The organism is Pseudonocardia hydrocarbonoxydans, assembly GCF_006539565.1.
GTDB lineage: Bacteria > Actinomycetota > Actinomycetes > Mycobacteriales > Pseudonocardiaceae > Pseudonocardia > Pseudonocardia hydrocarbonoxydans.
Genome location: NZ_BJNG01000005.1, coordinates 1 through 12,904, shown reverse-complemented (window position 1 = coordinate 12,904; position 12,904 = coordinate 1). Strand labels below are relative to the sequence as shown.

The 12,904-nt window shown below is 73.6% G+C and carries 15 protein-coding genes and 1 tRNA gene; 9 read left to right on the top strand and 7 right to left on the bottom strand.

Annotated features, from left to right (window positions below; all coding sequences use genetic code 11):
• Positions 1-71 precede the first annotated feature (71 nt).
• On the top strand, positions 72-710 hold the full coding sequence (locus tag PHY01_RS02770; protein WP_246085655.1) for a class I SAM-dependent methyltransferase: 639 nt from the start codon (positions 72-74) through the stop codon (positions 708-710).
• On the opposite strand, the gene PHY01_RS02765 is transcribed toward PHY01_RS02770, so the two are convergent.
• Both PHY01_RS02765 and PHY01_RS02760 read right to left on the bottom strand, forming a co-directional pair.
• Positions 637-1,002, bottom strand: a complete 366-nt coding sequence (locus PHY01_RS02765) for a DUF3253 domain-containing protein (RefSeq protein ID WP_141276691.1) — start codon at positions 1,000-1,002, stop codon at positions 637-639. The genes PHY01_RS02770 and PHY01_RS02765 overlap by 74 nt on opposite strands.
• Positions 992-1,813, bottom strand: coding sequence for a shikimate dehydrogenase (locus PHY01_RS02760; protein WP_141277087.1), 822 nt, complete (start codon positions 1,811-1,813; stop codon positions 992-994). Before PHY01_RS02760 ends, PHY01_RS02765 begins: the two co-directional genes overlap by 11 nt.
• A gap of 36 nt (positions 1,814-1,849) precedes the next feature.
• On the opposite strand from PHY01_RS02760, the gene dprE2 reads away from it, so the two are divergent.
• Complete coding sequence (gene dprE2 / locus PHY01_RS02755; RefSeq protein WP_141276689.1) at positions 1,850-2,584, top strand: decaprenylphospho-beta-D-erythro-pentofuranosid-2-ulose 2-reductase; 735 nt, start codon at positions 1,850-1,852, stop codon at positions 2,582-2,584.
• On the opposite strand, the gene PHY01_RS02750 is transcribed toward dprE2, so the two are convergent.
• The 3 genes from PHY01_RS02750 to PHY01_RS02740 all read right to left on the bottom strand — a co-directional run bounded on the left by PHY01_RS02750 (position 2,581) and on the right by PHY01_RS02740 (position 3,858).
• Complete coding sequence (locus PHY01_RS02750) at positions 2,581-3,195, bottom strand: methyltransferase domain-containing protein (RefSeq protein ID WP_141276687.1); 615 nt, start codon at positions 3,193-3,195, stop codon at positions 2,581-2,583. The two genes, dprE2 and PHY01_RS02750, sit on opposite strands and share 4 nt — an antisense overlap.
• A 41-nt stretch (positions 3,196-3,236) precedes the next feature.
• A complete protein-coding gene (locus PHY01_RS02745; protein WP_141276685.1) occupies positions 3,237-3,710 on the bottom strand; it encodes a DUF309 domain-containing protein in 474 nt (157 codons plus the stop codon).
• Positions 3,711-3,784: 74 nt separating this feature from the next.
• Positions 3,785-3,858, bottom strand: a tRNA-Leu gene (locus PHY01_RS02740).
• A 118-nt stretch (positions 3,859-3,976) separates the two neighbouring features.
• Between PHY01_RS02740 and PHY01_RS02735 the strand changes: the two genes are divergently transcribed.
• The 6 genes from PHY01_RS02735 to PHY01_RS02710 all read left to right on the top strand — a co-directional run bounded on the left by PHY01_RS02735 (position 3,977) and on the right by PHY01_RS02710 (position 10,345).
• A complete protein-coding gene (locus tag PHY01_RS02735; RefSeq protein ID WP_370467377.1) occupies positions 3,977-4,612 on the top strand; it encodes an ANTAR domain-containing response regulator in 636 nt (211 codons plus the stop codon).
• A 192-nt stretch (positions 4,613-4,804) separates the two neighbouring features.
• Positions 4,805-6,034: a branched-chain amino acid ABC transporter substrate-binding protein gene (locus tag PHY01_RS02730; protein ID WP_141276683.1), complete on the top strand. Its 1,230-nt coding sequence runs from the start codon at positions 4,805-4,807 to the stop codon at positions 6,032-6,034.
• Positions 6,035-6,142: 108 nt separating this feature from the next.
• Entirely contained in the window at positions 6,143-7,075 is a 933-nt protein-coding gene (locus PHY01_RS02725) for a branched-chain amino acid ABC transporter permease (protein ID WP_246085654.1), read from the top strand.
• On the top strand, positions 7,072-8,823 hold the full coding sequence (locus PHY01_RS02720) for a branched-chain amino acid ABC transporter permease (protein ID WP_141276682.1): 1,752 nt from the start codon (positions 7,072-7,074) through the stop codon (positions 8,821-8,823). Before PHY01_RS02725 ends, PHY01_RS02720 begins: the two co-directional genes overlap by 4 nt.
• A complete protein-coding gene (locus PHY01_RS02715; protein WP_246085653.1) occupies positions 8,820-9,626 on the top strand; it encodes an ABC transporter ATP-binding protein in 807 nt (268 codons plus the stop codon). The genes PHY01_RS02720 and PHY01_RS02715 overlap by 4 nt, the downstream gene beginning before the upstream one ends.
• A complete protein-coding gene (locus tag PHY01_RS02710) occupies positions 9,623-10,345 on the top strand; it encodes an ABC transporter ATP-binding protein (RefSeq protein WP_141276680.1) in 723 nt (240 codons plus the stop codon). Before PHY01_RS02715 ends, PHY01_RS02710 begins: the two co-directional genes overlap by 4 nt.
• Positions 10,346-10,357: 12 nt before the next feature.
• Here the strand turns inward: PHY01_RS02710 and PHY01_RS02705 are convergent, their stop codons facing one another.
• The gene (locus PHY01_RS02705; RefSeq protein ID WP_141277083.1) at positions 10,358-10,738 is read right to left on the bottom strand and encodes a hotdog fold thioesterase; all 381 of its coding nucleotides are present in this window, start codon (positions 10,736-10,738) and stop codon (positions 10,358-10,360) included.
• A gap of 240 nt (positions 10,739-10,978) precedes the next feature.
• On the opposite strand from PHY01_RS02705, the gene PHY01_RS02700 reads away from it, so the two are divergent.
• Positions 10,979-12,292 carry a BtrH N-terminal domain-containing protein gene (locus PHY01_RS02700; protein WP_246085652.1) on the top strand — a complete coding sequence of 438 codons (1,314 nt, stop codon included), beginning with the start codon at positions 10,979-10,981 and terminating at the stop codon, positions 12,290-12,292.
• A gap of 164 nt (positions 12,293-12,456) precedes the next feature.
• Here PHY01_RS02700 and PHY01_RS02695 read toward each other — a convergent pair.
• Positions 12,457-12,904 (bottom strand): class I SAM-dependent methyltransferase (locus PHY01_RS02695; RefSeq protein WP_141276678.1); only part of this gene is annotated, 448 nt, incomplete at its 5' end.

Genomic DNA, 12,904 nt, shown 5'->3' with positions numbered 1-12,904 from the left:
CCGTTCACCGTCACCGAGTCGGCCCGGGCCGAGGCGTTCGTCCGCGCACTCGCGGCGCTGGTGGCGACCCCGTGACGCTGCCACCGGACTGGTCGCAGTGGCGCGACCAGGTCGATCTCGACGGCTACGACGCGCGCTGGGCCCGGATGGCGGCCGAGGGCGGCAACCCGCACGGCGAGGCCGACCTGGTGCGGTCGATGGGGCCGCGCAGCGTGCTCGACGGCGGGTGCGGCACGGGCCGCGTCGGGATCGAGCTGGCCCGCCACGGCATCGCGGTGCTCGGCGTCGACCCGGACCCGGACATGATCGCCGCGGCCCGGGCCAAGGCGCCCGACGTCGAGTGGCTGCAGCTCGACCTCGCCGACCTGGAGCGCCCCGAGCGGTTCGACGTGGTCGTGCTGGCCGGCAACGTGATCCCCTACGCCGGGCGCCGGGCCGAGCTGGTGGCCGCGTGCGCCCGGCACCTCGTCGCCGGGGGACGGGTGGTCGCGGGCTTCGCGCTCCAGGACGGCTGGCCGACGTCCGCCGATTACGACGCCTGGTGCGCCGACGCGGGGCTGAGCCCGCACGCCCGCTACGCCACGTGGGACCGGCTGCCCTACGAGGGCGGCGACTACCTCGTGGCGGTGCACACGCTCATCGGGCCCGCCGCCGGATCCGGATCGGCCCCTTCGCCGTCGACGGGTCCACCACCCGGCCGCCCTGGGTGATCTCCACCCCGCCCGCCTCCACGAGCCGGCGCGCGGCGCGGCGCGCGGGCTCCATCAGCTCCCGCCAGCCCTCGGCGTCGACGCGGCGGGCGGCCTCGGACGGGCAGATCGTGCCCGCCCGGGACGCGAGCAGGTCGGTGATGGCCGTCTCGAGCTCGCGGTCGACGTCGCGGACCCCGCGGCGGCGGCACCCGGCCGAGCAGTAGCGCACGTTCTCCCAGTCGCGCTCCCACTTCTTGCGCCACTCGATGCGCCGCCCGCAGGCCACGCAGGTGCGGGGCTCAGGAGGCACGGGCGGCCACCGCGTCGTCCAGGGCCGCGCGCATGGCGTCGACGGGGCCGGGTCGCCCGGTCATCAGCTCCACCTGCGCGACGGCCTGGTGCAGCAGCATCTCCAGCCCGCTGACGACCCGCGCCCCCGCTGCCGCGGCCGCCGCGGCGAAGGCGGTGGGCCAGGGCGCGTAGACGACGTCGAGCACCGTGCCGGCCGCGCCGCGCAGGTCGTCGGCGGCACCCCCGGGCAGCGTCGAGACGACCACGTCGGCCCGCTCCAGCACCGCGGCCGCGCGTGCGGGGTCGGCCAGTGCCTCGTCGACGACCGGGTCGACACCGAGGCGGCGCGCGGCCGCCCGCAGCTCCCCGGCGCGGGCGGCGGACCGCACGAGCACGGTGACCTCGCCGATCCCGGCCTCCCGCAGCGCCGCCAGCGCGGCCTGGGCGGTGCCGCCCGCGCCGAGGACGACCGCGCGGCCCGTCACGGGGCCCAGTGCGGCGACGATCCCGGCGACGTCGGTGTTGTCGGCGAACCGGCCGCCGTCGCGGAACACCAGCGTGTTGGCCGCGCCGGTGGCCGCCGCGAGCGGGGAGACGGCGTCGGCGACGTCGAGGGCCACCCGCTTGAGCGGCATCGTCAGCGACAGCCCGGCCCACTCGGGTCCCAGCCCGTCGACGAACCCGGCCAGGGCGTCCTCGGCGCACTCGTGGCGGTCGTAGCGCCAGGAGTGCAGGCCGAGTGCCGCGTACGCCGCGGTGTGCAGGACGGGGGACAGGGAGTGGGCGACCGGCGAGCCGAGCACCGCGGCGCGTCGTCCGTCGAGCGGCATGTCGGACACCCCACCACGCTAGGGCATGCTCGCCGCATGGGAACGGTGCTGGTGCTCGGCGGACGCAGCGAGATCGGGCTGGAGGTGGCGCGGCGGCTCGCCCCCGGGTCCACCGTGGTGCTGGCGGCCCGGCGCCACACCGATCTGGACGACGAGGAGAAGGCCCTGCTCGACGCGGGCGCCGCCGCCGTCGACCGGGTGGAGTTCGACGCCGACGACCTCGCCCGCCACCGCGCCGTCCTCGACTCGGTGGTGGCCGCGCACGGCCGGCTCGACACCGTCGTCGTCGCCTTCGGGATCCTCGGCGAGCAGGCCCGCGCCGAGCGCGAGGTCGAGCACGCGCTGGCCGTCGTGCACACCGACTACGTCGCCCACGTCGCCGTGCTGACCCACCTCGCGCAGGTGCTGCGCGCGCAGGGGAGCGGCGACCTGGTGGTGTTCTCCTCCGTCGCCGGGGCCCGGGTCCGGCGCGCCAACTACGTCTACGGCTCGGCGAAGGCGGGCCTCGACGGGTTCGCCTCCGGCCTCGCCGACGCCCTGCACGGCACCGGGGTGCGGCTGCTGCTCGTGCGGCCCGGGTTCGTGGTCGGGCGGATGACCGAGGGGATGGCACCCGCCCCGTTCTCCTCGACGCCCGCGCAGGTCGCCGAGGCCACCGTCCGCGCGCTGCGGGCGGGGCGCGGGGAGGTGTGGGTGCCCGGGGTGCTGCGGCCGCTGTTCGGGGTGCTGCGGCACGCCCCGCGCGCGCTGTGGCGCCGCATGCCGCGTTAGCGGCGACCGGCCCACACGGCGTAGAGCGGGTCGCCCGGCCCCGGCGGCGTGCGCAGGCCCCCGCGGACCTCCCCGAAGCCCTCCGACAGCACGAAGAACGCGTTGACGATCTGCAGGTGCGCCTCGTCGTCGGTGTGCAGCCAGCCACGGATCGCCTTGGTCGGGAAGCAGCGGTTCGAGAAGGTGACGACGAACCGCCCGCCGGGCCGCAGCACCCGCGCGACCTCGCGGAACACCGTGACCGGCTCGACGAGGTAGTCGACCGAGACGCAGCAGGTGGCGTCGTCGAAGGAGGCGTCGGGGAAGGGGAGCACCGGGTCGGTGTTGAGGTCGTGCACCACGTGCCCGGCCAGCATCGGGTTGGCCGCCAGCTCCGCGGCGTTCATCCCCAGCCCGACCAGCCGGCGCGGCGGGGTGGAGAAGTGCGAGACCCACGACGAGCACAGGTCGAGCACCTCGCCGTCCAGGCCCAGGTCCGCGTACAGCGCCCCGACCGCGGCGATCGCCCGGTCGTCGATGTGGGTGACCAGCCGCGGGGGGCCGTAGAAGTCCGCGTCGGGGGAGGGGTCGGCGCGGTCGAAGAAGCCCGGCGGGAACACGTCATCGGTCACGTGTCCGACCGTAGGGCCGCGCACCCGCGGCCGCGCGTGGGTCAGGACCGGCTGAGCGGGGGGCGCAGGTCCTCGTCCGCGGCGACGGCTCCGCCCCGGATCCGGCGGGCGAGCGCGTCGGCGTGGTCGGCGACGCCTGCGGCGTCGACACCGGCCGGCGGGGTGCCCACCCAGCGCCGCAGCCCGTCGGCGCCGCGGTCCAGCAACGCGACGGCGCCACGGGCGTTCCCGCGCTGGGCGTGCGTGAGGCCCACGGCGACCTGGGCCAGTGCCCGCCACAACCCGCGCTCCGCCTCCGGCGCGGCCTTCCACGAGCCCTCCAGCACCTCGTGGGCGCCGAACGGGTTGCCCGCGTCGAGCAGCCGCTGCGCCTCCGCGACGGCCTCGGCGGCCGGGAGCACGAGATCCTCCGGCACCCGGTCGACCCCGGTGGCCCCGCGGGGGAGCGGCCTGCCCGAGGCGTCGCGGGGCCGGGCGTTGCGGGCGCGCCCGGCGTCGTCACGATCGCGGTCCATGGGCCCACGGTGCCATCCGGATGCGGGTTCGGCCCCGGCAACGCTCCGGCGCGTCGGGCGGCGGAGAGATCGAGTGCCCCCGGTGCGATTCGAACGCACACTGAATGGGTTTTGAATCCATTGGCTCTGCCGGTTGGCCTACGGGGGCGGCGGAGGTCACGATACCCGGTGCCGTTGCCCCGGAGATCACAGCGCGGCTCCTCCGCAGGTCCGGCTATTCTGAATCCTTTCCGGTACCACCCCACCCCGGTGAAGGAGATGCCCCGGTGACCCAGTCGGTTTCCCAGGAGAGCGGCCCCGCGGACGAGGCCCGACCGGCCGACGGCTGGCGCGTGCTGGTGGTCGAGGACGAGGCGCTGATCCGCCTGGACCTCACCGAGATGCTGCGCGAGGAGGGCTACGTCGTGGCGGGCGAGGCCGGTGACGGCGAGCAGGCCGTCCGGCTGGCCCGCGAGCTGTCCCCCGACCTCGTGATCATGGACGTCAAGATGCCGAAGGTCGACGGGATCGCGGCCGCGGGCGAGATCGTGGGGGAGCGCATCGCCCCGGTCGTGATGCTGACGGCGTTCAGCCAGCGCGAGCTCATCGAGCAGGCGCGCGACGCCGGTGCGATGGCGTACCTGGTGAAGCCGTTCGCACGCCACGAGCTGGTGCCCGCGATCGAGCTGGCGGTGTCGCGGTTCGCGGAGAAGAAGGCCCTGGAGGACGAGGTCGCCACGCTGACCGACCGGTTGGAGACCCGCAAGCTCGTCGACCGGGCCAAGGGACTGCTGATGAGCCGGCAGTCGATGTCGGAGCCCGACGCCTTCCGCTGGATCCAGCGCACCGCGATGGACCGCCGCACGACGATGAAGGCCGTCGCCGAGGCCGTCGTCGACGGGCTGAACCCGCCCCGAGCCTGATCTTGCTCACGCACGGCGACACGGGCGGTCACCGTGCGCTGTGTCCGAGTTGCGGTCCGGTAAAGGACGGCTTCGGGATGGTGACGTGGAGACGGCCGCACGTCTAACGTCCCCGGGGCTCTCAACAGGTGGGAGCATCGCGGCGATCGGGCGCCGCACCACGAAGACGCTGCAGTACGGAAGGACATCAGTATGAGCCGGAGGCGCGCTGTCGTCACCGCCGCGATCCTCGCCGGGGCGCTCGCGCTCTCGGCGTGCGGCACCAACCGGGAAGAGGGTGGCGGGGCCGCCGCCGGCGCTTGCGACACCAGCAAGGGCACCCTGGTCGTCGGGCTCGTCGCACCCCTGTCCGGCAACCTGTCGGCCCTCGGGCTCGGCATGCAGAACTCGGCCGACCTGGCGATCGACCAGGCCAACCAGAACTGCACCGTCCCCGGCTACGCGCTGCGGCTGCAGGCCGAGGACGACCAGTCCCTGCCGCCCATCGCGGCCAACGCGGCCACGCGCCTCGCGTCGGACGCCAACGTCGTCGGCGTCGTCGGCACGCTGAACTCCTCCACCGCCCAGACGGTCCAGCCGATCCTGCAGCAGCGCGGCATCGTCCAGATCTCGCCGGCCAACACCAACCCGACGCTGACCCAGGGCGAGGCCTACGAGACCGCGCCCGAGCGGCCCTTCGACAACTACTTCCGCGTGGCCACCACCGACGCCGTGCAGGGCCCGTTCGGCGCCCAGTACCTCGTCAACACCGCCGGCAAGCGGGCCATCGCGGTGATCGACGACGGCAAGACCTACGGCGCGGGGCTCGCGGCCGCGTTCGCGGCCGAGGCCGAGCGCCTGGGCGCCACCATCGTCGCGCGCGAGAAGGTCGGCGAGAACGACACCGACTTCTCCGGAGTCGTCACCAACATCCGCGCAGTCAACCCGGACGCGGTCTACTACGGCGGCGAGTACCCGGCGGCGGGCCCGCTGTCGGCGCAGATCGCCGCCGGCGGCCTGAACATCCCGGTCATGGGCGGCGACGCCCTGATCAACGCCGAGTACGTCCCGCTCGGTGGTCGGCCCGGTGACCTGGGCACCAGCGTCGGCGCCCCGGCCGAGGACCTGGAGAGCGCGCAGCAGTTCATCTCCGACTACGAGGCGGCGAACTACGTCGAGGACTACGAGACCTACGGCGCCCTCACCTACGACGCCACCAACATCATCATCAACTCGCTGGTCACCGCGCTCAACGGGGGCGACTGGTCCGAGGACACCCGCGCGGCCGTCGTCGAGGCGGTCCAGGCCACCGACTACGAGGGGGCGGCCGGCCCGGTCACCTTCGACGAGTTCGGTGACACGACCAACAAGCTCCTGACGGTCTACACCGTCGAGGGCGACGCCTTCGTCCCGCTGGAGACCGGTACCTACGAGGCGGGTTGATCGTTCAGTCGAGTTGAAACTCGGCCCCGACCGGGGCCGATGCGTCTGAGCCGGGCGATGGGGGTGGGCCAAGAGCCCACCCCCATCGCGGCGTAGGAGGGACCCCTCTTGCTGTCCACGTTCCTGTCCCAGGTCGTCAACGGCCTGATCCTGGGATCGTTGATCGGTCTGATCGCCCTGGGCTACACGATGGTCTACGGGATCATCCAGCTGATCAACTTCGCCCACGGAGAGATCTTCATGGTGGGCTCCTACGGGGGCCTGGCCATGTTCACCTACCTGCTGCCCACCGCGATCCAGAACCAGTGGTGGTTCGCGCTGCCGCTGCTGCTGATCGCCGGCGCCGCCATCGCCGTCGTGGTGGCGGTGCTGATGGAGCGCTTCGCCTACCGTCCGCTGCGCAACGCCCCCCGGCTGGCCCCGCTCATCACCGCACTCGGCGTCTCGGTGGCACTGCAGGAGGCCGTGCGGGTGTTCTACCCGAACGCGACCGCGGCCGTGCCGTTCCCCAAGGTGTTCGTCGAGGGCACGCTGGCCATCCCGATCGGCGACGGCATCGTGCCGATCCGCTACACCGGGATGCTGATCATCGTGGTGTCGCTGTTGCTCGCGTTCGCGCTCAACACCTTCGTCAACAACTCGCGAATGGGCCGGGCCATGCGGGCCACCTCGCAGGACCGCGACGTCGCCCGTCTGATGGGCATCAACCCGGACCGCGTCATCGTGCTGACCTTCGTCCTCGGCGCGGCGCTGGCCGGCGTCGCCGGCATCCTCTACGGCGCCGACCTGGGCCTCATCAACATCAACATCGGTCTGCAGAACGGCCTGTTCGCGTTCACCGCGGCGGTGCTGGGTGGCATCGGCAACATCAAGGGCGCGGTCGCGGGTGGTCTGGTGATCGGCCTGGTCAAGACGCTCGGCGGGCAGTACCTGCCCGGCGGCACCCCCTACGACTACGTCTGGATCTTCGTGGTCCTGATCGCCGTGCTGGTCTTCCGGCCGCAGGGCTTCTTCGGAGAGACGGAGCGGGTGCGGGCATGACGACCATCGAGAAGCCGAGACCGGCCGCGGTTCCCGAGCCGACCGGTCGCCTCGCCGGGCTCGCCCCGCACGCCAGAACGCTGCGGGTGCTGGGCGGCGTGCTGACCGTCGTCGGCACCTACCTGCCGTGGGCCACGTTCGTCCTCAACGACGGTCCCTACCCCGAGCAGTCCACGCTGGAGTTCTTCACGGTGCCCTACGGGGTCACCGGGTTCCGACTGCACCTACTGCTGTTCGGGATCGCCGCGATCGTGCTCGCGCTGGCCGCGGTACCCGCCAAGGGCCGGATGATCCGGGCACTGGGCGTCGGCGTCATCGCGATCAGCGTCGTCAACGGGCTCTACATCGTCGGCGAGGGTGGCGGGCTGGGAGCGATCACCGTCGCCGACGGGGTCGCGTTCGGCGCGATCGTCGCCCTGATCGGCGGCGTGCTGCTCGTCGTCGGCGCGAACGCCGGCGGGATCGAGCCGCAGCCGGTGTGGAACTGGCGGCTCAACCCCTGGGTCGAACGGGCCCTGCTGGTCGTCGTCGTGGTGGTGCTGCTGCTGCTCGTCGCGGCCGTGCTGACCAGCGGCGGGCAGGGCGGCAGCGGGTACGCGGGCGGGGTCTTCCTGTCCTTCCTCGCCGCCGTCGGCGCGGCGATCGCCGCCCTGTCGGCGTCCGGGCTGCTGGCCTGGGTCACCGCGCTCACCGAGCGGCACCGCCTCTACAGCGTCGCGCTGCTGCTGGCCGCGGCGCTGCTGCTGCCGCTGACCTCGGCCGGCACCGAGTACTGGATGACGGTCGCGGCCACCATCGGCGTGTACGCGGCCACCGCGATCGGGCTGAACATCGTCGTCGGGCTCGCGGGCCTGCTCGACCTCGGCTACGTGGCGTTCCTCGGCATCGGCGCCTTCGTCGCGGCGAACCTGTCCGGGGCGGCGGCGTCGACGATCGGGATCACCCTGCCGTTCCCGCTGGTCATGGTCATCGCGGCGATCATCGCCGGGATCTTCGGGGCGATCGTCGGCTCACCGACGTTGCGCGTGCGCGGTGACTACCTGGCCATCGTCACGCTGGCCTTCGGCGAGATCTTCGTCCGCAGCGCGCAGAACAACATCGGCGGGCTGACCGGCGGCTCGAACGCCATCCCGAACATCCCGCCGGTGTCGCTGTTCGGCACCGACTTCAACGAGGGCGTCGAGATCGGCGCGCTGGAACTGCCCCCGGGCTTCCTCTACTACGTGCTGATCGTGCTGATCATCTCCGCGGTCATGGTGGTGTTCGCGAACCTGAAGTTCTCCCGGCTGGGCCGGGCGTGGATCGCCATCCGCGAGGACGAGGACGCGGCGCGCGCCATGGGCATCCGCACCGGCCCGATCAAGATCCTGGCGTTCCTCATCGGGGCCATGCTCGCCGGTCTGGCCGGGGCGTTCTACGCCCACAAGCTCGGCACGGTGTCCTACGAGAGCTTCCGGTTCCTGGAGTCGGTGACGCTGCTCGCCGCGGTCATCCTCGGCGGCATGGGCACCATCCCCGGCGCGGTGCTCGGGGCGTCGGTGCTGTTCGTGCTCCCGGAGAAGCTGCGCGAGTTCTCCGAGTACCGGCTGTTGCTGTTCGGCATCGCGCTGGTGCTCATCATGCGGTTCCGTCCGCAGGGCATCGTCCCCGACGCGCACCGCCGTGCCGAGCTGGCCCCGGAGACGGACCCGGCGATCGTGGCGGCCGAGGAGAAGGTCGCCGCCGAGGCGAAGGGGGAGAAGTCGTGACCGACGCGATCCTGAACGCCACCGGCGTCACCATGCGCTTCGGTGGGCTCACGGCGCTGAACGACGTCTCCTTCAGCCTCACCGAGGGCGAGGTCATCGGCCTGATCGGGCCGAACGGCGCGGGCAAGACCACGCTGTTCAACTGCCTGACCGGCCTGTACTCGCCCACCGCGGGTGAGGTCGCGCTGCGCGGCAAGCAGCTGCCGGAGGACCCGGCGAAGGTCACCGAGCTGGGCGTCGCCCGGACGTTCCAGAACATCCGGCTCTTCCCGTCGATGACGGCCGAGGAGAACGTGCTGGTCGGTCGGCACTGCCGGATGAAGCAGAGCCCGTTCTCCTCGCTGCTGCACGGGCCGGGCTTCCGGCGCAGCGAGGCCGAGGCGCTGACCCGGTCGGCCGAGCTGCTGGAGTTCGTCGGGCTGACGAGGTTCTCCGACGAGCTCGCACGCAACCTGCCCTACGGCGACCAGCGCCGGCTCGAGATCGCCCGCGCGCTCGCCACCGACCCGTCGGTGCTGCTGCTCGACGAGCCCACGGCCGGCATGAACGCGCAGGAGACCGAGGCCACCCGGCGGCTGATCCTCTCGATCCGCGAGCTGGGCGTCTCGGTCGTGGTCATCGAGCACGACACCAAGTTCATCTTCACGCTGTGCGACCGGGTGCTGGTGCTGGTGCAGGGCGAGCTGCTCGTAGAGGGCACGCCGGACGAGGTGCGGGGCGACCCGCGCGTCGTGGAGGCCTACCTCGGGGCGCCGCCGGAGGAAGTCGAAGCGCAGATCCATGCGGGGGAGCAGACACCGTGAGTTTTCTCCAGGTCACCGACCTGACGGTCGCCTACGGCGCGATCCAGGCCGTCCGGGGCGTCACGTTCTCGGTGGAGCGGGGCCAGATCGTCAGCCTGATCGGGAGCAACGGCGCCGGGAAGACCACGACCCTGCGGACGATCTCGGGTCTGCTGCGGCCGGTCGCCGGCACCGTCCTGCTCGACGGGAAGCCGATCCACGCCCTGCCCGCGCACGAGATCCTCGGGCTCGGTGTGGCGCACAGCCCCGAGGGCAGGCGGCTGTTCGCGCGGATGACGGTGGAGGAGAACCTGCGCCTGGGCGCCTACACCCGCTCCGACGAGCCCGGCATCCTCGCCGATCTCGACCGCGTCTACGACCTGTTCCCGGTGCTCGGTGAGCGCCGCCGCAACAAGGCGGGCCTGTTCTCCGGTGGCGAGCAGCAGATGCTCGCCATCGGGCGGGCGCTGATGTCGCGGCCCAAGCTGCTCATGCTCGACGAGCCGTCGATGGGGCTTTCGCCGATCATGACGCAGAAGATCTTCTCGACGGTGCGCGAGCTCCGGTCCGAGGGCACCACCGTGCTGCTGGTGGAGCAGAACGCGCTGGCGGCGCTGGCGCTGTCGGACCACGCCTACGTCATCGACCTGGGCCGCACGACGCTCTCGGGCACCGGGCACGAGCTGCTCGCCGACCCGCGCGTGCAGGAGGCCTACCTGGGTGAAGGGGTCGCGAACTGAGACGACCGCCGTTCAGGGCCGGGTGTCGCGGTGCAGGCAGGTCAGCTTCGCGGTGCAGGTGCGCCGGCCCTGCTCGTCGGTGATCACGATCTCGCTCGTCGAGGTCGTGCGGCCCACGTGGATCGGGCGGGCCACCCCGGTGACGTAGCCGCTCGTCGCGGACCGGTGGTGGGTGCAGGCCAGCTCCAGGCCGACGGGGAAGCGCTCCGGCAGCGCGTGCAGTGCCGACAGCGTGGAGCCCAGCGTCTCGGCCAGCACCGCGCTCGCGCCGCCGTGCAGCAGGCCGAAGGGCTGCCGGTTGCCCGCGACCGGCATGCGGCCGACGACCTCGTCCAGGGTGAGCGTCACGAACTCGATGCCCATACGGTCGGCGAGCTGTTCGGTGGTCTGCATCGCGGGGAGATCCGCGGGATCGATGGGCACGGACGGCACCCTATGGCAGACTCCCGACACGGCGACCACCACGCCGGACCTCCTGATCGGGCCACCCACGCGGCCCGGCCGCGCGGAGGCGCAGGGGACCTCGTGAGCCTCGGTGGATCGCCCACCCGTGATCCTGGCTGACCGCCGCGACCCCGGCCGGGCGGTGCGCGGGGCGTGGGCCGGGCGCCGCCGACATGGCCGTGGAGCGTCATGACGAGTCAGAAGCAGCTCAAGGCCCGCATCCGTGCCCGGATGGCGCGCACCGGGGAGAGCTACACCACCGCCCGCCGGCACGTGGCGGGCACCGCCCCGGCCCCGGTCTCCGCCGCGGGCTACCGGCTGTCGGGCGGACGCGACCCGGTCGCGGCCGCGCTCGCGCACGTCCTGGCCCACCACGGGGTGCGGTGCGCGGGCACGGAGGTGTCCGAGGCACTGATGTCCGGGATCGCGGGCGGGCCCGGGGCCGGCTACATCCTGTGGGAGTTCGCCCACGACGACTCCCGCCCCGTCGTGCTCGCGTTCTCCGCCGACTGGCAGTACGCCGACCGCGCCCCCCTCGCCGCGCTCGACCGGCTCGGCGTCGCGGCGACCGTGCAGCGCACCGGCGGAGCGGTCGGCGCCGCCCGTGCCCTCGCCGCCGCCGTCGACGCGGGGCGGCCCGCGCTGGTCTGGCCGGACCGGCAGATCCTGGGGCACCGGCACCTGCCCCCGACGTTCGACGGGATGGGCGGGCACGTGGTCGTCGTCCACGGCCGGGCGGGGGAGCGCTACCTCGTCGACGACCGGTCGCACGCCCCGTTGACCCTCCCGGTCACGGTGCTCGACGCCGCCCGGGCCCGGGTCGGGTCGTACAAGAACCTGCTCGTCGTGCCCGAGCCCACCGGGGACCTCGCGCCGGAGACGCTGCGGTCCGCGCTGCTCACCGGGCTCACCCACGGCGTGACGCAGCTGCGCCGCACGTCCACCTCCTTCGCCCTGCCGGCCTGGCGCAAGTGGGCGCGGCTGGTGACCGACGCGACGGCGGCGAAGGGCTGGCCGCGGGTGTTCGCCGACGGCCGCGGGCTGGCCGGGGCACTGGCGTCGGTCTGGGAGGGAGTGTCGCCCGTCGGGATGACCGGTGGGCACCGGCGCGACCTCACCGCCGACTGCCTCGACGACGCCACCGCCCTCCTCGGGGTCCCCACCGCGGACGCCGCCGGGGCGTGGCGGGCCGCGGGCGCGGCCTGGGTGGCGGTCGGCGAGGCGGCGCTGCCCGTCGACGTCCCCGAGTTCGCCCGGCTGCGGGAGCTGACCGCGGCCGTCGAGCAGGCGGTGCTGGGCGAGGGCGACGCCGGGCGCGCCACGGCCGCCGCCGCGGCGGCCGAGCTCTGGGAGCTGCGGGCGGGGATGGACGGCGAGCCCCCGCTGCCGCCCGACGACCGCGCCGCGCTGTTCGCCGGTCTCGGTGCCGCGGTCTCGGCCGCCCATGCCGCCGAGCAGGTGGCGGTGGCGGAGACGGCCGCGGTGCTGGAGCGGGCCGGCTGATCCGTCGGGCGGCCGGCGGGAGCCCTGTCGGTACGGGGCCGCCTCGACGGCCGGGCCGGGCATGATCACCACATGGGCGCGTTTCCGGCGGATCGCCGCCGGAAACGCGCCGAACCGACGATCATGCTCCGGGTCCCCGGAGTCGACCGGGGCTCAGGCGGACGTCACGGCCGGTGGCACACGAAGATCGCGGTGCCGGGGAACAGCGCGCCGCGCAGCGGGCTCCACTGCCCCCACACCCGGTCGCGGCCCTCCGGCCACTCCGGTTCCACGACGTCGTCGAGCACGAGCCCGGCGGCGACGACGTCGCGCACGCGGTCGCCGATCGTGCGGTGGTGCTCGACGTAGGTGGCCGCGCCGTCGTCGTCGACCTCCACGTAGGGCGTGCGGTCGAAGTAGGACTGGACGACGGTGAGGCCGTCCGGGCCCGGGTCGTCGGAGAACATCCAGCGCATCGGGTGGTTCACGGCGAAGACCCAGCGCCCGCCCGGCCGCAGGACCCTGGCGACCTCCCGCATGACGCGCTCGGGCTCGGCGACGAAGGGGACGCCGCCGAACGCCGAGCAGGCGACGTCGAACGAGGCGTCGGCGAACGGCAGCCGCTCGGCGCCC